The organism is Clostridium sp. UBA7503 (assembly GCF_002477055.1).
GTDB classification, from domain to species: domain Bacteria; phylum Bacillota; class Clostridia; order Clostridiales; family Clostridiaceae; genus Clostridium_J; species Clostridium_J sulfidigenes.
On record NZ_DLNT01000059.1, the window covers coordinates 44,156 to 69,183 of the forward strand.

At 29.7% G+C, this 25,028-nt stretch carries 22 protein-coding genes, 1 other RNA gene and 1 pseudogene; 15 read left to right on the plus strand and 9 right to left on the minus strand.

The genetic code is table 11. The features are described 5' to 3' along the window. Positions 1-115 precede the first annotated feature (115 nt). The 8 genes and pseudogenes from B3630_RS16950 to abc-f all read left to right on the plus strand — a co-directional run bounded on the left by B3630_RS16950 (position 116) and on the right by abc-f (position 6,811). The gene (locus B3630_RS16950; protein WP_346900224.1) at positions 116-571 is read left to right on the plus strand and encodes an HAD family hydrolase; all 456 of its coding nucleotides are present in this window, start codon (positions 116-118) and stop codon (positions 569-571) included. A 71-nt stretch (positions 572-642) separates the two neighbouring features. After that, positions 643-1,383 carry a phosphotransferase enzyme family protein gene (locus B3630_RS16955; RefSeq protein WP_346900226.1) on the plus strand — a complete coding sequence of 247 codons (741 nt, stop codon included), beginning with the start codon at positions 643-645 and terminating at the stop codon, positions 1,381-1,383. A gap of 57 nt (positions 1,384-1,440) precedes the next feature. Further along, positions 1,441-1,596 (plus strand): hypothetical protein, encoded by a 156-nt coding sequence (locus tag B3630_RS16960; RefSeq protein WP_346900228.1) that lies wholly within the window; start codon positions 1,441-1,443, stop codon positions 1,594-1,596. Between the two features lie 98 nt (positions 1,597-1,694). After that, positions 1,695-2,288 (plus strand): hypothetical protein, encoded by a 594-nt coding sequence (locus B3630_RS16965; protein ID WP_346900230.1) that lies wholly within the window; start codon positions 1,695-1,697, stop codon positions 2,286-2,288. Between the two features lie 260 nt (positions 2,289-2,548). Then, the gene (locus tag B3630_RS16970; RefSeq protein ID WP_346900232.1) at positions 2,549-3,019 is read left to right on the plus strand and encodes a GNAT family N-acetyltransferase; all 471 of its coding nucleotides are present in this window, start codon (positions 2,549-2,551) and stop codon (positions 3,017-3,019) included. Positions 3,020-3,162: 143 nt separating this feature from the next. Then, on the plus strand, positions 3,163-3,621 hold the full coding sequence (locus B3630_RS16975; protein WP_346900234.1) for a GNAT family N-acetyltransferase: 459 nt from the start codon (positions 3,163-3,165) through the stop codon (positions 3,619-3,621). 113 nt (positions 3,622-3,734) lie between these two features. Next, a complete protein-coding gene (locus B3630_RS16980) occupies positions 3,735-4,310 on the plus strand; it encodes a GNAT family protein (protein WP_346900236.1) in 576 nt (191 codons plus the stop codon). A 524-nt stretch (positions 4,311-4,834) separates the two neighbouring features. Then, a pseudogene (gene abc-f, locus B3630_RS16985) lies at positions 4,835-6,811 on the plus strand (ribosomal protection-like ABC-F family protein). A gap of 170 nt (positions 6,812-6,981) precedes the next feature. On the opposite strand, the gene ssrS reads toward abc-f, so the two are convergent. Beyond that, a non-coding RNA gene (gene ssrS, locus B3630_RS16990) (6S RNA) lies at positions 6,982-7,174 on the minus strand. Positions 7,175-7,484: 310 nt separating this feature from the next. Between ssrS and B3630_RS16995 the strand changes: the two genes are divergently transcribed. Beyond that, positions 7,485-8,480 (plus strand): type II CAAX endopeptidase family protein, encoded by a 996-nt coding sequence (locus B3630_RS16995; protein WP_346900238.1) that lies wholly within the window; start codon positions 7,485-7,487, stop codon positions 8,478-8,480. 68 nt (positions 8,481-8,548) lie between these two features. Here the strand turns inward: B3630_RS16995 and B3630_RS17000 are convergent, their stop codons facing one another. Beyond that, on the minus strand, positions 8,549-9,115 hold the full coding sequence (locus tag B3630_RS17000; RefSeq protein ID WP_346900240.1) for a hypothetical protein: 567 nt from the start codon (positions 9,113-9,115) through the stop codon (positions 8,549-8,551). 285 nt (positions 9,116-9,400) lie between these two features. Here B3630_RS17000 and brxC point away from each other — a divergent pair, with 285 nt between their 5' ends. Continuing rightward, the gene (gene brxC / locus B3630_RS17005) at positions 9,401-12,931 is read left to right on the plus strand and encodes a BREX system P-loop protein BrxC (RefSeq protein ID WP_346900242.1); all 3,531 of its coding nucleotides are present in this window, start codon (positions 9,401-9,403) and stop codon (positions 12,929-12,931) included. A gap of 37 nt (positions 12,932-12,968) precedes the next feature. On the opposite strand, the gene B3630_RS17010 is transcribed toward brxC, so the two are convergent. The 4 genes from B3630_RS17010 to B3630_RS17025 all read right to left on the minus strand — a co-directional run bounded on the left by B3630_RS17010 (position 12,969) and on the right by B3630_RS17025 (position 15,688). Next, the gene (locus tag B3630_RS17010; protein ID WP_346884983.1) at positions 12,969-13,109 is read right to left on the minus strand and encodes a FeoB-associated Cys-rich membrane protein; all 141 of its coding nucleotides are present in this window, start codon (positions 13,107-13,109) and stop codon (positions 12,969-12,971) included. Between the two features lie 13 nt (positions 13,110-13,122). After that, positions 13,123-15,147: a ferrous iron transport protein B gene (feoB, locus tag B3630_RS17015; RefSeq protein WP_346900244.1), complete on the minus strand. Its 2,025-nt coding sequence runs from the start codon at positions 15,145-15,147 to the stop codon at positions 13,123-13,125. Positions 15,148-15,235: 88 nt separating this feature from the next. Beyond that, complete coding sequence (locus B3630_RS17020) at positions 15,236-15,457, minus strand: ferrous iron transport protein A (RefSeq protein ID WP_346900246.1); 222 nt, start codon at positions 15,455-15,457, stop codon at positions 15,236-15,238. Between the two features lie 21 nt (positions 15,458-15,478). Beyond that, the gene (locus tag B3630_RS17025) at positions 15,479-15,688 is read right to left on the minus strand and encodes a FeoA family protein (protein ID WP_035131427.1); all 210 of its coding nucleotides are present in this window, start codon (positions 15,686-15,688) and stop codon (positions 15,479-15,481) included. 230 nt (positions 15,689-15,918) lie between these two features. Between B3630_RS17025 and B3630_RS17030 the strand changes: the two genes are divergently transcribed. Next, a complete protein-coding gene (locus tag B3630_RS17030) occupies positions 15,919-16,281 on the plus strand; it encodes a metal-dependent transcriptional regulator (protein ID WP_346900248.1) in 363 nt (120 codons plus the stop codon). Positions 16,282-16,373: 92 nt separating this feature from the next. Here the strand turns inward: B3630_RS17030 and B3630_RS17035 are convergent, their stop codons facing one another. Together B3630_RS17035 and msrA are read right to left on the minus strand one after the other, a co-directional pair. Further along, positions 16,374-17,720: a [Fe-Fe] hydrogenase large subunit C-terminal domain-containing protein gene (locus B3630_RS17035; protein ID WP_346900250.1), complete on the minus strand. Its 1,347-nt coding sequence runs from the start codon at positions 17,718-17,720 to the stop codon at positions 16,374-16,376. A gap of 196 nt (positions 17,721-17,916) precedes the next feature. After that, positions 17,917-18,483: a peptide-methionine (S)-S-oxide reductase MsrA gene (gene msrA, locus B3630_RS17040; RefSeq protein ID WP_346900252.1), complete on the minus strand. Its 567-nt coding sequence runs from the start codon at positions 18,481-18,483 to the stop codon at positions 17,917-17,919. Between the two features lie 197 nt (positions 18,484-18,680). Here msrA and B3630_RS17045 point away from each other — a divergent pair, with 197 nt between their 5' ends. Then, entirely contained in the window at positions 18,681-20,759 is a 2,079-nt protein-coding gene (locus B3630_RS17045; protein ID WP_346900254.1) for a hypothetical protein, read from the plus strand. 200 nt (positions 20,760-20,959) lie between these two features. Beyond that, entirely contained in the window at positions 20,960-21,364 is a 405-nt protein-coding gene (locus B3630_RS17050; protein ID WP_346900256.1) for a type II secretion system protein, read from the plus strand. A gap of 140 nt (positions 21,365-21,504) precedes the next feature. On the opposite strand, the gene B3630_RS17055 is transcribed toward B3630_RS17050, so the two are convergent. Then, positions 21,505-22,722 (minus strand): 6-phosphofructokinase, encoded by a 1,218-nt coding sequence (locus B3630_RS17055; protein ID WP_346900258.1) that lies wholly within the window; start codon positions 22,720-22,722, stop codon positions 21,505-21,507. A gap of 257 nt (positions 22,723-22,979) precedes the next feature. Between B3630_RS17055 and B3630_RS17060 the strand changes: the two genes are divergently transcribed. Together B3630_RS17060 and B3630_RS17065 are read left to right on the plus strand one after the other, a co-directional pair. Continuing rightward, a complete protein-coding gene (locus B3630_RS17060) occupies positions 22,980-23,972 on the plus strand; it encodes a WG repeat-containing protein (protein WP_346900260.1) in 993 nt (330 codons plus the stop codon). A gap of 96 nt (positions 23,973-24,068) precedes the next feature. Continuing rightward, complete coding sequence (locus B3630_RS17065; protein WP_346900262.1) at positions 24,069-25,010, plus strand: dipeptidase; 942 nt, start codon at positions 24,069-24,071, stop codon at positions 25,008-25,010. Positions 25,011-25,028: the final 18 nt, after the last annotated feature.

The window sequence follows — 25,028 nt, forward strand, 5'->3', positions numbered from 1 at the left end:
ATTAAAGCATTTCTTTAATGAGGTGCTTTTTAATATATTGTCATACATATTATTGTAATTATGTTATAATAAGTTTGAAATTATATAACTTATACTTTAGGATGGTGTATTTAGAATGAAAAATTTGAAACTTGTTTGTTTTGACTTGGATGATACTCTCATTAGAGAAATTCATTCCGTTATGTTGCCATGCATTTTAAATGGTAAAGAAAAAGAGCACTCTCTCATTCAAGAACAGGAAGACAAAGGAATGATTGACTATATATCAGCAGACTACCTTAGAGCTGAATTACTTCTGGGGCTTGAAGAATATAAAATAGCTCAATCATTTTTGGAGGTTGCCAAGCCTTTAAAAAATATTAAAAGTGTAGTTGAAGCATTGCACAAACAAAATATTAAATGCATTGTCATTACTGTTGGTCCAAAGCAAGTAGCTAAAGTTGTATGTGATATCTGGGGATTTGATGATTATTATGGGAGTGAATATGAAGTGATTGAAGGAGTATTTACTGGAAAAATTCTTAACTACATTGGGGCAGATCAAAAAATTGAATGCATTATATGCAGTTGATACAGATGATTTAACAGACATTCTTAAATATATACTATACGTATAATTAATTGAAGGGAGATGGTTTTAGGTTGGATAATTTTTTCCCATTTGAGGTATCTGTATTGTCCTCCAGTGCACTTGGCAATTATATAAAATGTCGATTATTTTATAGAGGGCTTCACGACATATATAAAGTTATTGTAGATAATAAAGAGTATTTCTTTAAGGTATACAGTCAAGGGATAAGAAGTATAAAAGAAATTCAATCAGAAATTGATTTACTTAATCATCTTAAATTATCAGGTATTAAAATCACATCTCCAGTTATTAAAGGTAACGGAAATTTTATTTCACAATTCAATACAATAAATGGAACAAGATATGGAGTACTATATACATCAGTTGGAAGATACGATTTTAATCAAATAGGAGAAACCGCTGAATTAAATGAAAGATTAGGAAGTTATATTGCCTCAATTCACAATGCTTGGGATAAATGTGACTTTGAAATTAATAGATCAAATATAGATGAACATTCTTTTATAGATAGTTCTATGGCTGCTATAAGACAATTCTCTACTATATATGATTTTGACATAGACTTTTTAGAAGAAGTTGCAAAAAATACAAAAATAAAATTGGCTAGTTTAACTATGGAAAGACCACAATACGGTGTTTGCCATGGGGATATTTATAGTGGAAATATACGGGTTGATGATAACAACAATCCTAGTCTTTTTGATTTTGATTTCTGTGGTAATGGATGGAGAGCATATGACATATCTATGTATGCTTTTCCTTTTGGCATGGGATGTGATGTAGGAAATTAAAAAAAGAGAGAACAACGTAAGAATCAATTTTTAAATGGATATAACAAGATTAGAGCAATGAGTGAAAAAGAAATAGGCTCTATTGCGCTCTTTATTCCATTCAGAAGAATTTTTAATATTGGAACCTTATATATTTCTTTTCTTCCAAATACCTGGGGTGACTCCGCTGTTATAAGAAATATTGATGAAGATATTACTATGCTTAAAAAATAGTTGGAATTTAATCCTATATTTTAATTATAAAATTGTATCCATTTAAAGCCAAGTTTCTTTGAAGTATGTTCAAAGGGGAATAATACGAGGAGGTAGTTATGAATTTCTTTAAAAATCCCAAAGCTAAGCTATTTATAAGAATAGGGGTTATTTTATTGTGTTTAATTGAAATTTCAATTCTTGTGATGGTGTTCTTTAAGTATGAAACTGTTATAAGTTATGGATTTTTTGCTACACTTATCCCATTTCAAATATTGTGGTGGTTTAACTTAACTAGTAATAATACTAGAGTTCAAATAGCCAGTAGACAAAAGATATCTACCATAATTATTGGTATTTTTAGTATATTAATTGCCATATCTATACCTGTTGCATTACCTAAATATACCTACGTTGAAGGGAGAACTATTTTAGAAGAATCCTTAAATAAAGATGATAGTATAAAGTTTTTAGTTGAAGCTGATTATGTTTATACAATTGATGTCACTCCTTTTCATAAACCTTTCCCTAAATCTTTATTTATAAATAATAAATTCTACTATTATGAAATAATCATTAATGATAATCTAAGATATTTTGCAATAAATCCCCTTACAGGTGAGAGCATAGAGCTGGCAGATAGCTTTATCACTAACATAATTGTATATATATCATCAGACTACCTTAGTTCTGAAAAACTTTTAGGTCTATAAGGGTGTGAAATATATTTAACTATTTATACAGAGAAAAAAATAGATAACTATTAAAATACAAACATAGTTATCTATAAAAATATTTAACTAGCAAACTAGTTGTTGTGGTCATGGGGGTTTTAGGGATTTTTCTATTATTGAAAGTGGGATTAAGTATACCTGAAAATGAAGATATGCTTATAATAATTTTATAGTGTTAAAATTATAAATTAACAACTTTAAGATATTATATAACAAATTGCAAAGGAGGAAGGGATATCTTGAATTATGTTTTTGTTCCTATGAATAAAGAATACGCAAATGAGATTGCATATAATTGGAAGTATAATGGAGTATATTCATTCTATGATATGATAGCTGATGAAGAAGATTTAAAGGGATTTCTTAATGAGGATAATTGGGAAGGGCGTTATTTTGCAGTTCTTAATGATGATCGTGAATTAGTTGCTTATTACTCATACTGCTTTGAAGGTAGTATTTTGTGGATAGGGTTTGGTTTAAAGCCTGAATTAACTGGAAGAGGGATTGGAACTGAATTTGTAGCTGCAGGTATTAACTTTGGGATAAAAGAATTTGAGTATAAGCAAAATTATATTATGTTAGCAGTTGCTTCATTTAATAAGCGAGCAATAAAAGTATATGAGAATATTGGCTTCCAGTTTGTAGAGAAATATATGCAAAAAACAAATGGTAGAGAGTTTGAGTTTATTAAGATGAAAAAATTAATATAAATAATAATGTTCTATTGATAGCAAGGAAAAATCAACCTTTACATAAGACGTTCTAAGGCGTACAAGATTATTCCTGGGATAATTACTGTAATGACTATCAGTAGTAGAAAATTATGTCTAAATTGATTCTGGGGAGGTATATTATGTATCAATATTATAAGGGATTGATTATCAGAGAAGGAGCAGATGGGCTTAAAGGGGATACGATTAAAAAAATGTATAAAGAGGTTGGTTGGGTGTCTGCAAATCAACCGTCATGGCTAGATGAAAAGTACGAAATCTGCTTTAAAAATTCATCATGGGTTTTCACTGTCTGGGATAAGGAAGATATGATAGCTATGGTAAGAGTTGTGTCAGATAGAGTTATGACTGCAACAATCCAGGATCTGGCTGTGAAAGAAGAGTATCGAGGAAAAGACATAGGTAAAAAACTTGTGAACTTGTGTTTAGAAAAATTACCCCATGGAAATTGGTGGGTGCATACAACTCCAGAAAATTATGACTTATATAAAAAATGTGGATTTGAAATTCCTCAAATATCTGATAGTTCAACAATGACATACATGGGATATATTAAGGCTAGATTAGAAGGACATAGATAATATATTTAACTATTTATATAGGGAAAAATGTATATAGAGAATTATTTAAATATAAATATATGAGCCTACTATATAATTTACCGAAAAATATAATTTAAAGAGGAGTAGTTATTGTGAGAAAGCTTTTGTTAAATGGTGAAAGAATTTATTTGGAAACACTTACAACTAAGGTTGATGCAAAGATTCTTCAAGAAAACATAAATGATTTTGAACAGACAAAATATATGCATGAAGTTCCATACCCATATACTTTAGAAGATGCTGAAAGTTATATATCATACTTAAAATCTATAACAGATGATTCTTGCATTGAACTTGGTATTTTTAATAGATGTACAGATGACTTCATAGGAGTTGTTTCCTTAAGCAATATTAATTATCAATATGAAAATGGAGAAATTGGATATTGGATAAGAAAAAAAAATTGGAATAAGGGTTATACCAAAGAAGCAACACAAATGCTTATTAGTTATGCATTTCAGGAACTAAATTTAACTAGGATATATGCAACTTTACAAAAGGAGAATACAGGATCTTTAGCTTTATTAACTAGTTTAGGATTTCAAGTAGAAGGATTAATGAGAAAAAGTGTTAAAAATAAGGGGAAGCTAGTTGATAGATATATATGTTCACTACTTAGAGAAGAATATGATGATACCCATGAAAATGCACAAAAAATTATAGTATAGGTCTTCAATTGGTGGATTTAATAGCTATGCTAATACAGTTTTTAAATGTATTTACATAATATATTAAAAATGGTATAATAAAAAAAACGCCAAGAGGAGGAAGTAAGTTATGAAACCAGCTATTTGCTAATATTAATTTAATATTTAATATATTTTATAATGAGTTTTAATTTACCTAATTATATTTAGGTTTTATTGTTGTGCTCTTTATGGAATAAGGCATTTAGAAGGTAACTTACTTTATTGAAATTAAATACTATAATTTATAATACTTCAATAAGCTTTAACTATTGGAGAAAAAGCTTTGAAGAGTTATATGATGGGATATATAACATAATAATATGTTTTAACCTGTATCTTGTTTAAGTAAATTATAATAGTATTAGAGTATTTCTGACTGTAAGAAGAAACCATCTTCTTACAGTTTTTTATTTTTAAATAATAAAAAGTTATAATAATTAAGGTGTTTTTGTGCCTATCCATGAAATGCATAATTAGAATTATGGATGGAAGAAGGAATTTTTATGTTCGAATTAACATTAAATGGTGTAAAAAAATATATGGATGCAAATCTTGTTCTTAAAAATATATCCTTTCAGATTTATTCAGGAGAAAAAGTTGGGATAGTAGGGGTTAATGGAAGTGGAAAGAGTACTGTTCTTAAATTAATAGCAGGAGTGTTACCAATGAATTATTGTATTGGATATCCTGGAGCTACAAGTCCAGGATATGATGAAGGTTTCATTTGTAAGCCTAGAGAAGCTACTTGTGCATACCTTTAACAAATTCCTAAGTATGAGGATGGAATAAAGGTTATTGATGTTCTAAAATTGGCTTTTGAAGAAGTTTATAGCATAGAGAATAAAATGCGTGAATTAGAAGAAAGAATGAAGTTTTTAAAAGATAATGATTTAGAAAAAGCTTTGAAGCAGTATAGCAAATTAGTTGAATTATATGAAGTTAAAGATGGATACAATACAGAAGAAAAATTAAGTAGGATTTGTACGGGGTTAAAATTAGATGAAAACTTTTTAAATAAAGAATTTAATTTATTAAGTGGCGGTGAAAAAACTACAGTTGTACTTGGAAAACTGCTCATAGATAACCCAGATATATTACTACTAGATGAGCCTACAAATCATCTAGATATGGAGTCAACTGAATGGCTTGAAGCTTATCTTAAGAACTACAATGGTATTGTAATTATTGTATCTCATGATAGATACTTTTTAGATAATGTGGTAACAAAGATTATAGAAATAGAGGATATGGAAAGTAATACTTATAAAGGAAATTATTCTGACTTTGCAAAGCAAAAAGAAGAGAATATCCTTGAACAGTTTCACCAATATAAGGAGCAGCAAAAGGAGATTAAGAATGTACAGAATGCTATAAAGGAGTTAAGGGATTGGGCAGCTAGGGTAGATAATAATAAATTCTTTAAACGAGCTGCTAGTCTACAAAAAAAGCTTGATAAAATGAAAAGTAGTGATACTGAAAGTAATAAATTTTATCGAACCAGAGGTCAATATGTAAGAACTGAAAAACCAAAGTTTGAAAGAAAGAATATGAAGCTTAACTTTAAAGATGGTGAAAGATCTGGTAATGAGACAATTAAGGCTGAAGGGCTTTCTAAATCTTTTGAAGATAAGGTTATTTTAAAAGAAGTAGATTTATTGATTCATTTCGGTGAAAGAGCAGCATTAATTGGCCCAAACGGTAGTGGTAAAACTACTTTCTTGAAAATGCTTTTAGATGAAGAAAAGTCAGATTCTGGTGTAGTGGAATTAGGTGCTAATGTAATGGCTGCATATTTACCACAGAAAATCACCTTTAAAAATGAGGAGTTTACTGTACTAGAGTGCTTCAGAGAAGATATTTCAATACTTGAAGGTCAAGCACGTGAATATCTATCAAAATTCATGTTTTATGGGAATAGTGTATTTAAAAAAGTAAAGCATTTATCTGGGGGAGAGAGAATAAGACTAAAACTTGGTAAGCTATTATATGAAGACGTGAATTTATTGATACTGGATGAGCCTACTAATCATCTTGATATTGACTCCATAGAAAACTTCGAAGAAGCTCTAGAAGACTTTAAAGGAACTATATTCTTCATATCCCATGATAGATATTTTATTAATAAAATAAGTGAAAGAGTAATTGCCATTGAAGACAATGGTTTTAAAAGCTATCCTGGAAATTATGATTATTATAAAAATGTAAAAGACCAGCTTAAGCTACAAGAGATTAAAGAGCCCGTGGTAAAAGCTGAAAAAGTTAAGAAACCTAAAAAGGTTGATGAGGATAAACAGAAGGAAGTGGAAAAGGCTAGGGTTGAAAGAATCATTGAAGGTCTTGAAAATGAAATAAAGGATATTGATGTAACCATGACTGATGACAAGTTGGATTATGAAGAGCTTAATAAGTTATACTGCAAAAAAGAAGAGTTAAGTAGTAAGCGTGATGAAGCTATGGAATTATGGGTAAGTTTAAATTAATACCTATAGGTAACTGTAATTAGATTAGTGAAAAGTTGTAGAAATTTTTATCCAGGGACGTAACTGCTCTTTACTCCCATTTTGAAGAAGATGGGAGTATTAGAGCTGATAGTCATGGGATAAAACAAAAAGCCAATGCTTAAGACTATAAGCTTGGCTTAAATTTTAATATAAAATCCAAAATACCGGTACTCTAATTTTGAAGCCTATCTCACGATAGGTGGGTGTCCTCACAGATGTCTCAATCGCCCTCAATGCCGTGAAAAGGACTCATAAGAAGGTACATTTCCTCATTTAAATATTGAACTCCCTAAAATTAAATGTAGGTTCAAAATAAGAGCTTAACGCATATTCCAGAAATTTAACTTTTTATTTATTAGTGATTTCCTTGGTGTGAGATTATAATATCATATTTTAGTTTAATGCACAATATATTTTTTTATGGTAAATTAATCCTTTGATGTTTTACTTTAATTTAAGGTAAATACCATGATTTGTATATATTTAGTGATTTTGATATAATGAAATTGTTGAATATTTATGTTTTTTATTTATTATATTTTAAGGTAGCAACTTAGTTATATGAGGTAAAAACTTAGTTATATAATGAAATTACATAAATATTCATATAACTTATCTTAGTATAACAGTAATAAATATAAGGAGAGTATTTATGGAAAATTTGGATAAGCAACACAGTGGCAAAGGTACTGTTATTATATTCTTTATAGTATGTTTTGGAGTGACAGCACTAATGGGATTTTTAATGGCTTTTGCATATACTAAAGGGGCTGTAGGTGCATTTCCCCTTGTACAAATGTATTACCCAGCCATGGGAGTTATGTTTGCATTCTTATGTAACAAGGAAATAAGAACCAGGGCACCTAAAAAATTTTTTGGAGTATTTTTGATTTTCTCAATGGTATCAGTAATTATACTTTCTATACAGACCTTTACTGGATATGGTGAGCCAGAGATTGTAGCTGGAATATTAGTCACAGCAGGAAGTTTTCTGGGACTTATTATGCTAGGTATTGAAGATAGCAAAACCAGGGCAGAATTTGGACTTAGCATAAAAAAGAATGGTAAGAAATCATTATTCTATATTCTTCTTTTTGTTGTATTTTACTTATTAGCAAATTTAATATCCTGTGCTATAAGTGGATCCCTTGATGATTTTTTTACATACCTTAAGTATCCGACTATTTTTAAATTACTTCTGATTTTACCATTAAATTTTTTATTTACTTACTTTCTTTTCTTTGGAGAGGAATACGGATGGAGGTATTTCTTACAACCAGTACTTCAGGACAAGTTTGGTAAAAGATGGGGTGTAATTTTACTTGGAGTAATTTGGGGACTTTGGCATTTCCCAATAAATTTATTTTATTATAGCCCGGAGACGTCTTTTTATAGCATAGTTACTCAACTTATAGTTTGTATATGTTACTCTGTTTTCTTTGGATATGTATATCTTAAGACTGAAAATATTTGGGCTGTATCCATGATACATTATTTAAACAATAATCTTGGTTTTCTACTCTTTGGTGCGGATGGTTCAAATGTTATAATTAGGTGGCAAGATATCCTTTTGTCATTTGTGATTTTTAGTATTATTTATTTGCCATTTTTAGCTACAAAAGAATACAAAAAGAAAACTCATATTTGAAAAGATATATCTAAGTAAAAAATAACAGAAGCCAATGCTTAACATTATTGAGCATTGGCTTTAAATTTTTAATAATTATATCCATTAAAGCTTTTTTTACAACTACTAAAATATTGCATGGTTTTTACTAAGAAAACTATGCTGAAAATTAATAAACCCAGTATATATATAACTCCTAAAACAGGAATAAATAATAATAAACCACCTAATATACTAGCAATAATTAATGTTATAAATCTAGTCCATCTTTCATCTGCTTCCATAGCTAAGCTATTCTTATTATTACTTATAAGCATTTCTTTCATTCCCATTAATAGATTATATATAACTAATAAAGTTAATATAAAGTAAGGTATTCCAACGAAAATACTGAATGATCCTAAAATTCCATAGTTTATAATGCTACTATTGCTACTTTGAACTTTATATATTGAAAAAATAGATAGTAATAATGTAAATATATTTAATGTTGAAGCCTTTGAAAAATGCTGGCTATGCTCTTTAAGCTGACTAAATGCCATAGCAAATAATATAAATCCAATTACATCAGGAAAAATATCAAAGCCACAAATTTTAAAGTCTAGCACGATAAATAAGAAGCCCCAAGATAATTTATTAAATCCATTCTCTATCATTTTATTCACCTCTTCTTATTTTTTATAGACTATACCAATACCCTTCTTTTTTCCATAAGTTATATGGAAATATTCTCATACTTATATTAAATCATATGTAATATATTATGTAAATAATATTTTAAATGACATTGTTAACCATATAATTCATTTATGCTTTATATTAATGTCTACAGCTAGTTGTAATATGGTATAATATTAAAGCAAGTTTACATAAGGCTTAAATAAAAAGCCTATTTATAACCTAGGTCTAGGAATAAGTTAATAGTAACCAGGGGGAACATAATGAACATGAAGTTAAAGGATTTATTTGAGAAAGAAATTAATAGAGATATAAAAGACGTAATTAAGGTAGGTCAATGTGACCAGGAGAATATAAAGCAGGAACTTGAAGAATATGTGGTTACTGATGAGCTAGGGCGCCATTTTAATGAGTTTTTTGAAGCATATAGCACAGGCATATTAGATAGTACTGATAGGATTGGAGTATGGATTTCAGGATTTTTTGGTAGCGGTAAATCTCATTTTTTAAAGATTTTATCATATGTTTTATCTAATAAAACCATAGGAAATAAAAGTGCTTTAGATTATTTTTATAGTAAGGAACTACAGGATTCTACCCTAAGGAATATGGAGCTTATAAATAACCTATCTACAGATACTATCCTTTTTAATATAGATTCTAAGTCTGACCAGACTTCAGAATCCCATAGAGATGCTATTGTCAATGTACTTAATAGGGTTTTCAATGAAATGCAGGGTTTTTGTGGATCTATGCCTTGGATTGCTGATATGGAAAGACAGATGACTAAAGATGGGGTATATGAAGATTTTAAAGAAGTGTTTCATCATATATCAGGAAAACCTTGGACTCAGGGTAGGGAAGATTTTTATTATGAAGAGGATGCATTAATAGAGGCTTTATCAAAGGCTACTAAGATGAGTGAAGATGCTGCAAGAAATTGGTATAGTAAATGTGAAGAAAATTATTCCTTAAATATAGATAAGTTTTCTTCTAGGGTTAGGGAGTATTGTGATTTAAAGGGAAATAATCATCATGTGGTATTTTTAATAGATGAAATTGGTCAATATTTAGGAGAAGATACTCAACTTATGCTAAATCTTCAGACAGTGGTGGAGGATTTAGGTAGCAAGTGTGAAGGTAGATGCTGGGTTATAGTTACATCTCAAGAGGATTTAGATGTGTTTACTTTAGGTAAAGGCAATGACTTTTCTAAGGTTCAAGGAAGGTTTAATACAAGATTGTCATTATCTTCTGCTAATGTGGATGAAGTGATTAGAAAACGTATTTTGAGAAAAAAAACTCAGGCAATGGAGATGCTACAAAGTCTATATGATGATAGAGAATCTTTTATTAAAAATCTTTTAACCTTCACAAAAGATACTGTGGACATGAAATTATATAAGGATATGGATAATTTTGCACAGGTTTACCCCTTTGTACCTTATCAATTTAATTTATTACAACATGTTTTTAATGGCATAAGAAGCCACGGAGTAGCTGGAAGAAGTTTGTCTAAAGGAGAGAGAAGTTTACTTGGAGCGTATAAGCAGGTGGCAGTGGAGTATAAGAATAAAAACATAGGCACTTTAGTTCCATTCTCAGCTTTTTATAGTACTATAGAGACTTTTTTAGGCCCTTCTATTAGAACAGTTATTGATTATGCTGAAAATAATGAAAAGCTAAATAGCTATGATGTTAAAGTCTTTAAATTATTATTCCTTATAAAATATACTGGGGGAATAAAGAGCAATATTGAGAACTTATCTACTCTTTTAATAGATAATATAGACGCCTCAAAGAAAGAAGTTAAGGAGCATATACAAGAGTCATTAAGTAAACTTATCATAGAAACTTTGGTTGAAAAAAATGGTGATGAATTTGTATTTTTAACAACTCAGGAACAACAGATAAATAAAGAGATAAAAAATATTACAATTGATAATGGAGAGATTGCTCAAAGGATAGGTGAGATAGTTTTTGAGCATATATATGAAAGTTCTAAGTTTGCCTATTCTAAAATTTATTCTTTTAGTTTTAATAAGTTAATAGATGAAAGTATAAGAGTGTCTAAAAAAAATCCTATAGGAATTAAGATTATAACTGCTAATTATAATTCAGTAGAAGGAGTTAGTAAAAGTTATCTTAAGGAATTATCTGATAGAGAAAATAATGTGATAATTGATATATCAAACCAGGATAATTATATAGAGGAAATTGAAAATATACTTAAAATAGATGGTTTTTTGCGGCTTAAAGGTACCCTAATATCAACTATTCACATGGAGGATATTAAGATTAAAAAAACTAAGGAAAGAGAAATTAGGTTAAAAAGGGCTAAATTCTTAATAGAGGAAGCTTTAAGGTGGTCAGATATATATGTAAGTGGCTCCCTCTTAAATATTAAGGTAAAAGGTTTGGTGAGTAGAATCAATGAGGGACTAAGAACCCTTGTAGATTCAAGGTTTAACAAAATAAACTACATTACAGAGTTTATAGATAATATTAGAGAACTATATAATATAGTGGAAGCTGATATTAGCCAAAGAACTATAGAAGATAATGAGGCAAATAAATTAGCCTTGGAGGAGGTAAATAATTATATATTAACTAGTACCATGAGAAATATTAAATTAACGGTAAAAAGTATATTAACTAAATTTTCAAGTCCACCATATGGGTGGAAGGACCTAGATATTCAAGGTATACTCATTAAGCTATTTAAAAAGCAATATATAAGTATTATATATACTAATGAGGTAGTGTCTTCTAATAACAAGGATATAATAGATTACCTAGTTAAGGTAGAGTATGAAGAAAAGGTTATAGTAATTAGTAGAGAAAAGGTACCTAGTAAATATATAGATGCAGCTAGGGAGTTAATTAAAGAACTCTTTGGAGGAAGATCTATACCTAATGATGAAGAACTTATAATGAAGTATTTCAAAGATTTAGGAAAAGAAGAACTAAAGAATATTAAGGATATGACTTTTAATTATTCAATAAATAAAGATTATCCTGGAAATGAAATAGTATTTCTAGGTAAAAAGTTATTTCAAGGTCTAGTTAATATATATGATATCCAAGAATTTTTTAAGTATCTCTATGATTTAGAAGAAGAATTCCTTGACTATATAGATTATATTGATAATATAAAGGGATTTTTTTATAGAAAAGAAAACAATACAGTTGACTTAAACGAAAGGGGAGAACAGAGAATAATCTTTGATGCTGCTACAGACATCCTTAATTCATTTAAAGAAAATAAGGAATTTATATATGATTGTGAAGTAGAAGGACTAGTAGAAGAGCTATATGATATTTTAAGGATGAAAGAGCCTTATAACAGGATTCCTCAGCTACCACTACTGATAGAAAAGTATAATAATAGAGTGTTAGACCTATTAAATAAAGATATAACTCCAGCAATAGAGTTTATTAAAGCTTGTAAGGATGAAGTTATAGAAAACTTGAAAGGCTATGATTTCTATAATAAATTTGAAAGTAAAATTAAGGAAGACTTTGAAAACCTCATTAAGAAAACTCTATGTTCAAAGAGTTTTCCAGTTATCTTATCTATGTATAACCTAGGAGATAAACTAAAGTTAAGGTGGTTAAATGAAATTATTAAAGAAACTGGAAGAGGAAACATTGCTAAAGTACTTAGTGTTAGGGAGTTGGTTAAGGATCAAAAGGCTATAAAAAATCATGAGGACATAGAATTATTATTAGAAAACTTAAGAAAGCGATTAAAAGAAGAGTTGAAGGAAGATACAACAATAAGATTAGTTTAAACATAAGAAAAGCTGAGGAAATTTCCTCAGCTTTATTTTATCTATGACACTTGCTAGCCTGGGAGCAGCCTGAGCAACCGCAGCCACAACCGTCACCTTGAGATTGTTTCTTAAATTGTTTTACTGATACTAATATCATAGCACCTATAACTACAGCACCGATTAAAAATGTTGCCATAGTAACACCTCCTTTATAAAAAGATTAAGCGTCCAACTTGATAAATGATTAAGGAAACCACATAGGCTAAACCTGTTTGATATCCTATAGCAATAAATGTCCATTTCCAAGAGCCCATTTCACGTTTAATAGCGCCTATAGCAGCAAAGCATGGAGCAGCTAGTAGGGTGAATGCCATGAAAGAGTAAGCACTAACTACATTAAATAGTTGTCCCATAGTTGAAACTAGGTTAGGATCACTTTCTGTTAGTTCAGCACCTAATCCAAATAGGACACCAAAGGTAGCAACTACATTTTCTTTAGCTAAGAATCCTGTTACAGTAGCAACGGCAGATTGCCAGTTACCAAAGCCTAGAGGTGCAAATATAGGAGCTATTACGTTTCCAATGGAAGCTAATATACTATCTTGGGCATCCACCATTTGAAGAGACCAACTAAAGGATTGTAAAAACCAGATAAGACCTGAAGCTACAAAGATAATGGTACCAGCTTTAATGATAAAGGCTTTTCCTCTGTCCCACATGTGGATAAGAAGTCCTTTTAAGCTAGGTATTCTGTATTGTGGTAGTTCCATAACAAAAGGAGCTGGATCACCTTTGAATAACTTAGTTTTCTTAAGGATTATTCCTGAAAGTATAACCATGGCTATACCTAAGAAGTACATTGATGGCGCTGCCCAAGGTTGACTAGGGAAGAATGCACCAGCTAGTAGCGCAAATACTGGTAGTTTAGCACTACATGGAATAAATGGAGTAAGCATTATAGTCATTTTTCTATCTCTATCATTTTCAATGGTTCTACTTGCCATAACAGCAGGAACACTACAACCAGAACCTATTAACATAGGGATAAAAGATTTTCCAGATAGACCAAATCTACGGAAGATCCTATCCATGATAAAGGCTACACGAGCCATATAACCACAGTCTTCTAATAAAGATATTAAGAAAAATAATACCATTATTTGTGGTACAAATCCGAGAACTGCACCAACCCCACCGATAATACCATCTACAATTAGTCCATGTAACCAGTCAGATACCTGCATATTCATTAACCAGTCAGAAACATTTCCTTGAATGAGCTCAGCAAAAAGGGTGTCATTTACCCAATCAGTAGCTATAGCTCCAATGGTAGTAACGGCAATATAATATATTCCTAGCATTACTAGTGCAAAAATTGGAAGGGCAAGCCATCTGTTAGTAACAACTTTATCTATTTTATCTGAAGTAGTTAAATTAGAGTTATTTTTCTTCTTAACGCAGGAGGTAGTTATTTTACCTATGTAGTCATAACGTTCAGTGGTAATAATACTTTCTGCATCGTCATCAAGAGATTCCTCATAGTTATTAATTAAATTATCTATTTTATCTTTTGTATTGTTATCTAGTTTTAAATACTCCAGAACTTTTTCATCTCTTTCAAAGAGTTTAATATAAAACCAACGTGGATTTTTTATTAATGAATTTCCTTTTAGTAGTTTTTCTATGTTACTTAAAACTTCTTCTGTATCCTTACTAAAGGTATTTAATAAGGTAACCTTTGGAGTGCCTCTACCAATTTCTACAGCCTTATCAGATAATTCCTTTAGACCTTTACCTTTAAGGGCAGAGGTTTCTAGCACTTCACATCCCAGTGTTTTTGAAAGTTTTGAAGTATTTATCATGTCTCCATTTTTATTTACTACATCCATCATATTTAAGGCTACAACTACAGGAATTCCAAGTTCTACAAGTTGAGTTGTTAAATAAAGATTTCTTTCAATATTTGATCCATCAACTATATTAATAATCACATCTGGTCTTTCCTCAATTAAGAAGTTACGAGTAACAACTTCTTCTAAGGTATAAGGTGATAATGAATAAATACCTGGTAAATCAACGATAGTTACATCCTTATGTCCTTTTAATTTTCCTTCTTTCTTTTCTACAGTTACTCCAGGCCAGTTTCCTACATATTGGGAACTCCCTGTAAGTTTATTGAAAATTGTGGTCTTACCACAGTTTGGGTTTCCAGCAAGAGCTATTTTTATACCCATTTTAATCCCCCCTAAATGTTAGCCAACGCTAACTTACTAATGAAAAATATACACAGATTTTACTCTGTGAAAATTTTAGATTTAAAAACTATTCAACTAATATTTTTTCAGCATCAGATTTTCTAATAGAAAGTTCATATCCTCGAATAGTTATCTCAATAGGATCTCCTAAGGGAGCTATCTTCCTAAGATGAATAGAAGAGCCTTTAGTAACTCCCATGTCCATAATCCTACGTTTTACAGCACCTTCACCTTGAATTTTAAGTACTGTAACAGTATGTCCTGGCTTTACATCCTTTAATGTATTCATAATTACCTCCTAAAATAATTCCTATATAATAATCCTATTTGCCATAGATTTATCTATAGCAATACGGCTATCTTTAACATTAATAATTATATTTCCACCTAACTCTGAAATAAGAGTTATACTTTCACCTACAATAAATCCTAGGCTTTTTAAAAATCTCACCGTTTCTTCTTTTCCATTAATTTTCTTTATAAAAACTTTTTCTCCAGATTTGGCCATAGTAAGTGGCATATAAATCCCTCCCTTAAGTATGCACAAGCTAACTAATATTAAAAAACATAAGTTAGCTTTAACTAACCTATATTTTGAGTTTACTATAAATGATTTATGATGTCAACTGAAAATGAGAATAATTTTCATATATTTGGTTATTTTAAATAAGTAAAGAGTAATTTTAGAAAGTTGAATGAAAATTTAACCTATGATAAAATAGGTTAAAAGAAACTATACAGGAGATTATTATGAAAATACATGAATCCGGAGAAAATTATTTAGAAACTATTTTATTGCTTCAGAGAAAAAAGGGATCTGTACGTTCTATAGATATAGCAAGTGAATTAGGTTATACAAAGGCTAGCATTAGTAGAGCCATGGGCATACTGAAAAAAGCTGAGTATATAACTATGGAACAAGGAGGGGAGATAACTCTCACAGAAAAAGGTATGAAAAAGGCCAGTGAAATTTATGAAAGACATACTCTCATCACTAAATACCTCATGGAGACTTTAGAAGTATCAAAAGAAGTAGCAGATGGAGATGCCTGCCGTATAGAACACATTCTAAGTAATGAAGCCTTTGAAAAAATAAAGGAATTATATAAATAAAAAAAATTGAGTATCCACTTATATCAAAGTGGATACTCAATTTTTGTGAGAGATAAATTAATCTAGTAGGAAGTTTCATAGACATAGTCTTTTTAAAAGTCTCTATGGAATATTTCAGTTTTGCTTTCATCTTTATAATCTTCTATGGTGAATATGCCAATGGCATCTAAGATTCCATTCATTACTGGGCTATCGTAGGCAACTTTATATTTAGAGTTATCTGCAAATGTATCTACGGCTATTTTAGAATTATCTTTGGGGGCAATAGCTTTTGGCCCACCAACACATCCACCAACACATCCCATTCCTTCAATGAAGTTTCCTTTTATAATACCTTTTTGAAGGTCTTGTAATATTTCCTTACATTCTTTTATTCCGTTACCTTGAATAGGAGTTACAAGTTTATATTTTTCAGGAAACATTCTTTCTATGCAATCTTCAATAGCAATTGAAACTCCACCGGTACGTGCATAAAGCCTTCCACCTCGTGAGGCATATTCCATGGATGTAGTGCCTTCAAGGGTTTCTGGAACTATATTAAAGGCTTCAAAAATTTCTTGTAATTCTGCAAAGGTAAGAACAAAATCAATATCACCAATTAAATCTGGAGATTTAACTTCTGCCTTTTTTGCTACACATGGGCCTACAAACACTACCTTTACATCTGAGTTTAATTTTTTTAACACCCTACCAGCTGCAATCATTGGAGATATAGTAGGAGATGTATGAGGCAATAAATCCTTATATACTTTTTTTATCATGCCAACCCACATAGGACAGCAGCAAGATGTAATCATAAAATCTGATTTAGTTTTAACATGAGCATCAAATTCAATGGTTTCTTTAAGGGTAAGCATATCTGCAAAGAATGCTACTTCCACCATATCAGTAAATCCAAGAGATTTAAAAGCAGTTCTAAGCTGTTCAATGGTACTATCTCCAAATTGACCCATTATAGCAGGGGCTACAGCAGCTACTACAGGAGTGTTTTCCTTTAAAAGTTTAGCAAGAGGCATAAATTCAACTGTATCTAGAATACTTCCAGTTGGACATCCCTCTACACAGAACCCACAATCAGTACATTTATCATTATCTATATAAGTACACTTAGTTTTTTCATCATATAAAATAGCATCAAAGGGGCAACTTTCTTGACATTTTGTCTTTCCATCACAATCTACCTTACATTCCATTTTACATAGTTTAATTTTATTAACAATTTTATGATCTGATTCATAATTATTTATGGCATTTTTTAAATCCTCTATGTAATTATTACTAAAGGACAAATTCACTCCACAGAGAGAAGAAATTTCTGCAGCTAAGGCTTCTTTATCAACCGTATTGTCCTTTAATAATTCTTCAATAACATTCTCTAATTTATCATTATAGTAGGCATTAATAAGGATTTTAAATAATTCACTATGTTGTTTTTTCATAACATCACATCCAATCTTAAAATATTTTATCCGATGACTACCAGCTCTAATACTCTCATCTTCTTTAAATTGTGAGTGTAAGAGCTGGTATGTCCCTGGATAACGATTTCCCCTAAAGGACAACGAATTCTAAGTATGAAATAAATTGATACTAAGAATTCTGTTAGTAAAGCTTCATAGAAGCTAAGAACTCTGCTTAGTCTTCATATATTTCATAATAATCATTACCCCAATATTTTGCTATAAACTCATCTCTTCCAGATATACTTCTATCCTTTTTATATTCTGTAGGATGGGTTTTGTAAAATTCTTGATGATATTCCTCTGCTTCATAGAAGGTTGATGCTGGGAGAATCCTAGTAACCACTTCTTTGGGAAATCTACTTGAATCATTTAGAGCTTTTTTAGATTTTTCAGAAATTACTCTTTGATTATCATCCATGTAAAAAATAGCAGCAATGTAGGAAGAGCCTCTATCTTGAAATTGACCTTCATCATCCGTTGGGTCTATCTGTCTCCAAAAGGCATCTAGGAGCTTTTCATAGGAAATGATAGTAGGATCATATACAATTTTAATAGCTTCATAATGACCTGTACCTTGAGCTTTTACATCTTTATAGGCAGGGCTTTTTAGTTTACCTCCAGTATACCCAGAAGTAACACTTATGATTCCATCTAATACATCAAAAGGGGATACCATGCACCAAAAACAGCCACCAGCAAATATAGCAGTTTTGTAATTTTCACTATTAATATTCTGCATTTTTAGTTACCTCCTAAATTTTATTTTTAATTATATATTACCATATTTTTAAAAAAAATATAGTAATTATAATCCATATGAAATATAAATAATATGACAATATATGAAAGTTAATCATTTATTAATTTAGATTTATACCCGTATATGGTAAAATTGAATATGGATGCGTAGGGCTTATCTTATGTTTAGGAGGGAATATGGATTACAACAAATTTAACATAGAAGAAAAATATGATAATTATAATAATATAACAAAGGTAGAAGCTGAAAAGATACTGGTGAAATTAGATAGTGTGATAGATTATGATAAAGGATATGATTATTACATATTAAAGGGAAAGATGCTCCTTAAGCTGGATAGAAGGAAGGATGCTTTTCATGCCTTAGAAAAGGCTATGACCTTTAATAAAACTGATGAAGTATATGACCTTTTATCCTTTGCCTATTATGAGGAAGAAGATTATGAAAAAGCACTTTATTATATAAACTTATCTTTTGGAATAACAGTAGATGAATTTATTTATAATCATAAAGGAAAAACTTTAGAAAAATTAAATAGGTTTGAAGAAGCTTTTGAAACCTATTATGTAGGACTTAATTATGCTCTCTCGAGTTATAGTAGTTATGGAGATGTAGAGATATTTGGTGAAAATTTAGCTAGACTAGGGGGAATTTTAAAAAATCAATATTTAGATAACATAAAGAAATTTATAAATATAAGAGATTATTATAATCTTTATGAAAACTATATGAAACTTCTTCAAGTTATTCTTAAGGAAGAAGAAAACGACCACTATCATAGTAGTTGTGAATATGTAAGTGTAAAATATCTAGAGTTAGTTGAAGAGGGAAAGTATATTTTAATTGATAATAATTATTTTTTAGAGATGATTAATATATATAAAATTCTATACCAAATAGAAAGTAATTCAGAGTATGAGGATAGGGAGTACATTAATAAATCCTATATAAATAATAAAGTGAGGGAATTTATCGATGCTGTTATGGAAAGAACTTCACTTACTAAGGATGTAGATATAATTTTAAAAGTTTTAAATGAAGTTATAGGCATCAAAAATAGAGATTACTATAATTACTTGTATCATAAGGGTTTTATTTTTATGAAACTTAAAAAATATAATGAGGCATTAGAAGTATTAGGTGGCATAACTAGAGATAAGGAATCACCTTATAATATAAAAGTTCAAAGCTATGAGTGTATAATTAAAAAATTGTATGAAGCTGAAGATATATATATGGGAAATTATAATGAGTATAAAAAAAGTATGTCAGATCTCCTTAGAGATGAAATTTTTAGGATAAAGGAAGATGAATATTTAATTTTAGATGATAGATGTGACAGAATAATACACAACTGCAAGAGGGCTATTAATTTAGAACTAGATAATGATTTTTGGTATGATTATATAGAAGTGTTATCTTTGGAATTAGGTGAGGAATATGAAGTTATTGTAAAAAACCAATCAGTATATAAAGTGATACAAAACTATAATAAAGCTATAAATATATATGATAGGCTCATTGAGGTGAAAAGTGATGGTCCTCATGGGTATTATAGAAAAGGAAGGGCAATTGTATTAGTATTGAGACTTTTAAATAGTTCTAAAACCTCCTTAAAGGATTTAGTTGGAGTTCATAATTTAGATTGGTTTTCTTATTCAGAGGTTATATATAATCTTAATAAGGCTATTAGCTTGAAAAGTGACAATGGTAAATACTTTAACCTTTTAGCAAGAACCCATTTTGAGATTGGGGAATATGAGAAGTCCATGGGATATATGGAACAAGCACTTACTCTAGCACCTAATGATTTATATATGAATTTAAATAAGGTTTGTATTTATATTAGAAGATATAAGTACACAGAAGCAGTGGATTATTTATTTAAGATGTCCTATAAAGATATGAATAGAGGTACCGTAAGAAAAACCTTTCTTTCAAGAAAAGAAATTCTTAGTTTCTTAATGGGTATATTTAATTTATATACAAGGCAAGATAAAATTTACTATATAATAGCGTATTATTTTTATGCTATAGTTGATTTTGAATATGACAAAGCCTTAACCTTTATTAATAATGCTATAGAGATGTCTGATGATGAAAGATACTACCTGCTTAAAGCTAAAATATATTTTAAAGATGGAAAGTTTAAAGAAGCATTAAAGTGTGCAGAAGAAGCTATAGTTATTGACGATCATTATGATGAAGCTTTTCTTATAAAAGAAAAGTGTAATGAAAAATTAAATGATAATTAGTATATAAATATTGTAAACACCTAGGATTAAAATAAAGCCTAGGTGTTTTTATTTATGAAGAAAATATTTTATAGAAAATATATATAAATTTTTAGAAAAAAGTAGAAATTATTGTATAATTATGTATCTAATGGATATCATAGTTTATGTACGTGAATTGTTACATAAATTCTTAAATCAAAAAGGAAAGGAGGAATAGTGTGAATAAGAAAACTAATAGATCTAAGAAAAAGGGATTTACCTTAATTGAGTTACTAGTAGTTTTAGGGATAATAGGTGTATTAGCCTTAGCCGTAGCACCAACAATGGTATCTAAAGTGGATGAAGCTAAAGAAAAAACAGATGTTTCAAATGCTAATGCCATAGCTATGGCAGTTAAAACTGGGATAATAGAGGGAGATATAAGTGCTTCAGGACCTATTGAAGAAAGTGATATAACGGAAATAGGTAATAAATACTTTGATGGTAAATTTCCAACATCACAATCTTTAAAAACTAAATTTGATGTAGCTGTAACTAATAATGTAATTACTGTTAAAGCTGGTGGAAAAGAGTTTTATCCTAATTATGTAGAAGAAGATAATACAGATACAGCAGGTAACTAAAATCACACTGACAGAAATAACACTGATTATCTTTAGATTAAAACTAAAATGTCTCTTAATATAATACATAAATTAGTACAAAGGAGTGATTTTTAATAAAAAATCACTCCTTTTAATATAGGTAAATTAAATTGCTAATATTATTTTGTTATAAAAGCATATTTGGGAAGACCATTTTCGTATTGAATTTTTGATTCTCCCATAATTAGAGGTAGTGTATACTCATAGGCTTCTTTAGTTACATTATTGCCTTCCTCATTGATCCATTCCTTAGGAAAATATTTTATTGAGTTTGCTACCTTTGAAGTGTGCACTGCAAAGGTTTCTGATTCATATGGATAATTAGAAACCCTCTTAATACCTATCATATAACCGCTTTCACCTTCTCTAGAGTATTTTAATGCAGCAAATCCACAATTAAAGGCTTCATCAATATCAGTTTGAGAAGCAAAGTGCATTGCGCAACGTTGCATAGTTGAAAGTTCTATGGCTCTTACTTTTTTGCAAACTCCATTTTCGGTGATTACATTTTTAATATAACTACAAACTCCACCTAATTGAGCGTGACCAAATTTATCTAGACCAGTACCACCCATTTCACCAATGAAAGTACCATCTGCTGTTCTTATTCCCTCAGAAACTACTACAATTACAGAATTTTTTACTTCTAATTTTTTAGCCACATCTTTTAAAAACTTAGCTTCATCAAAGGCAACTTCAGGAAGGTAAATTAAATCTACCACTGGTTCTCCATTTAATGTAGCAATACAAGAACTTGCAGCTAGCCATCCTGTATCACGGCCCATTGCCTCTATAACAAATACATTTTTTGCAGTATACACACTAGCATCTAGTTTGTTTTCTAGGGCTATAGTTGATATAAATTTAGCAGCACTTCCAAAACCGGGAGTATGATCCATTACTGGAAGGTCATTATCTATAGTTTTAGGAACTCCAAAGAATTTTACAGGAAGGTTATGCTCTTTTGCATAGTTACTAAGTTTATGAACTGTATCCATAGAATCATTTCCACCAATGTAGAAGAAAGTATCAATTTCATGCTTCTTAAAAATCTCAAAAAGTTTTATGTATTCTTCTTTGTTATCTTCATAAGTTTTTAATTTGTATCTACAAGATCCAAGTCCTGAAGATGGTGTATAGATTAATCTGTCAATAACTTCACTGTCAATATGAGAAAGATTTATTATATTTTCATTTAAAATTCCCTCAATACCGTTAATTCCTGCATATACATTGTCAAAATAGTGTAGTTCTTCATTTGCTTTAAATACTCCCATTGCGCTAGCATTTATTACAGATGTAGGACCACCTGATTGAGCTACTATACAATTTTTCATATATTTAACACTCCTTTGTATTGTGTAGAGATACCTACACTTATTATTACATCCTTTTAATTATAATATAAATTATAATTACTAACAATTAGTATAATTAAATAGACATTGTATTAATAATATATAAGGTATGAAATAATAGTTTTTAAATAGTTAAATATATATAATAGGTTATCTTTAATTAAGATAATATAAGACTTTTTATTCGTATAAATGGTATAATATTCATATATTTAAAAAGCAAAGGAGAAAAGATTATGAAAATGTATCCAGTTGAATTAGATAATAAATATGGTTATATAGATGAAAGTGGAAAAACTATAGTTCCTTTTATTTTTGATTTTTCCGATGAATTTGAGGATGAAATGGGCTTTGTAGAAGTAGATGGATTATGTGGTTTTATCAATAGACAAGGAGATTATATAATAGCTCCCAAATATGATGATATAAATTATTTTAGTGAAGGAATGGCTTTAGTTGAGTTAAACCATAGATATGGATATATAGACTTACAGGGCAATGAGATAATACCAATAAAATATGAAGAAGGAAAAGGATTCACTGAAGGACTTGCAGCAGTTAAAATATTAGGAAAGTGGGGATATATTAATAGCCACGGTAAGATGATTATATCGCCTGCCTTTGATGAAGCTGATGAGTTTGAAGAGAATGGCCTTGCTATAGTTAGAAAAGGTGAGAACTATGGATATATAAATGGGGAAGGTCAGTGTATTAGCGGATTTATATATGAATATGCTAACAACTTTAATGAAGGTTTAGCCAATGTGGGATTAGAGGGTAAAAATGTATATGTGGATGAAAACTTTAATATAAAGATAGACGGGAATTTTGATTTCACTAACGAATTTTTTAATGGTCTTGCAGCTGTATCCCAAGATAATATATGGGGATATATTAATAATGCTGGTGACTTTGTTATTGAAAAAACATATAGCTGGGCGGATAATTTCAATACAGAATATGCAGCAGTTTCCATAGAAGATAAATATGGATTTATAGATAGAAGTGGGAACATAATAATACCTATAGAGTATGATAATGTTCTTGAGTATAGTGAAGGTTTATTTTCTGTTGAAATTAACGAGAAGTGGGGTTTTGTAGATTTAAAAGGCCATATAGTTATAGAGCCTAAATTTCATGAAGTAGATAACTTTTATGATGGAATATGTAAGGTTATAATAGATGAAAAAGAAGGATATATAAATAAAGAAGGAGAATTTATAATATAGATAATAGGGATAGAATTTCAATATATATGGTAATAAATAACTTGTAAATTCGTAATTTAACAGAAAATATAGTCTTAGAATTAAGGGGGATATAATATGAGTATAATTGATTTACATTGTGATACAATTTGTCATTTAATAGATAATAAGTATATGGAATTAAAGAGAAATAATCTAGCTATTGATTTAGAAAAATTAATAAAAGGTAAGTCCTTGGCACAATTTTTTGCCTTGTTTATTGATCTTAATGAGCATCCTAAGGCATTTAATAGAGCCATGGATATGCTAAATAAATTTTATGAAGAATTAGAAAAAAATAATCATGAAATATCTGTAGCAAAAAATTATAAGGATTTTAAAGTGAATAAGGAGGAGGATAAAATATCAGCTTTCTTGACCATTGAAGAAGGTGAAGCTATAGAAGGCTCTCTTAAGAATTTAAGAAATTTTTATGACCTAGGAGTTAGACTTATGACATTAACCTGGAATTATGAAAATAGTATAGGTTATCCAAATTGCAGAGAAGAGTTTCAAAATAAAGGGTTAAAAACCTTTGGATTAGAAACCCTTGAAGAAATGAATAGGCTAGGCATGATTATTGACGTTTCACACCTATCAGATGGAGGGTTCTATGATGTATCAAGATATAGTAAGAAACCTTTTGTAGCATCACATTCAAACAGTAGAGCTGTATGTAATCACAGCAGAAATTTAACTGATGATATGATTAGAACTCTTAGTGAAAAGGGGGGCATAACTGGAATCAACTTTGAAAAATCTTTCTTAATAGAAGGCGGAAGTAAAAGTGCTGTTAAAGATATGGTTAAACATATAAATCATATTTATGATGTTGGGGGTATAGATGTATTATCCCTAGGTAGTGATTTTGATGGAATAAATCCTAAAAATCTAGAAATTAGTAATATGGGGGAGATAGATAAACTCATAACAGAACTACAAAAAGAAGGATATCATGAAAGCCACATAGAAAAAATATTATATAAGAATGCTTTAAGAGTAATAAAAGAAGTTATGTAGTACAATATAATTTATTGA

Bases quoted from the DNA above. Each gene is read 5' to 3' on its own strand.
- B3630_RS16950 (WP_346900224.1), top strand. From the start codon at position 116: ATGAAAAATTTGAAACTTGTTTGTTTTGACTTGGATGATACTCTCATT.
- B3630_RS16960 (WP_346900228.1), top strand. From the start codon at position 1,441: ATGAGTGAAAAAGAAATAGGCTCTATTGCGCTCTTTATTCCATTCAGA.
- B3630_RS16965 (WP_346900230.1), top strand. From the start codon at position 1,695: ATGAATTTCTTTAAAAATCCCAAAGCTAAGCTATTTATAAGAATAGGG.
- B3630_RS16975 (WP_346900234.1), top strand. From the start codon at position 3,163: ATGTATCAATATTATAAGGGATTGATTATCAGAGAAGGAGCAGATGGG.
- B3630_RS16995 (WP_346900238.1), top strand. From the start codon at position 7,485: ATGGAAAATTTGGATAAGCAACACAGTGGCAAAGGTACTGTTATTATA.
- B3630_RS17000 (WP_346900240.1), bottom strand. From the start codon at position 9,115: ATGATAGAGAATGGATTTAATAAATTATCTTGGGGCTTCTTATTTATC.
- brxC (WP_346900242.1), top strand. From the start codon at position 9,401: ATGAACATGAAGTTAAAGGATTTATTTGAGAAAGAAATTAATAGAGAT.
- B3630_RS17010 (WP_346884983.1), bottom strand. From the start codon at position 13,109: ATGGCAACATTTTTAATCGGTGCTGTAGTTATAGGTGCTATGATATTA.
- feoB (WP_346900244.1), bottom strand. From the start codon at position 15,147: ATGGGTATAAAAATAGCTCTTGCTGGAAACCCAAACTGTGGTAAGACC.
- B3630_RS17020 (WP_346900246.1), bottom strand. From the start codon at position 15,457: ATGAATACATTAAAGGATGTAAAGCCAGGACATACTGTTACAGTACTT.
- B3630_RS17025 (WP_035131427.1), bottom strand. From the start codon at position 15,688: ATGCCACTTACTATGGCCAAATCTGGAGAAAAAGTTTTTATAAAGAAA.
- B3630_RS17030 (WP_346900248.1), top strand. From the start codon at position 15,919: ATGAAAATACATGAATCCGGAGAAAATTATTTAGAAACTATTTTATTG.
- B3630_RS17035 (WP_346900250.1), bottom strand. From the start codon at position 17,720: ATGAAAAAACAACATAGTGAATTATTTAAAATCCTTATTAATGCCTAC.
- msrA (WP_346900252.1), bottom strand. From the start codon at position 18,483: ATGCAGAATATTAATAGTGAAAATTACAAAACTGCTATATTTGCTGGT.
- B3630_RS17045 (WP_346900254.1), top strand. From the start codon at position 18,681: ATGGATTACAACAAATTTAACATAGAAGAAAAATATGATAATTATAAT.
- B3630_RS17055 (WP_346900258.1), bottom strand. From the start codon at position 22,722: ATGAAAAATTGTATAGTAGCTCAATCAGGTGGTCCTACATCTGTAATA.
- B3630_RS17060 (WP_346900260.1), top strand. From the start codon at position 22,980: ATGAAAATGTATCCAGTTGAATTAGATAATAAATATGGTTATATAGAT.
- B3630_RS17065 (WP_346900262.1), top strand. From the start codon at position 24,069: ATGAGTATAATTGATTTACATTGTGATACAATTTGTCATTTAATAGAT.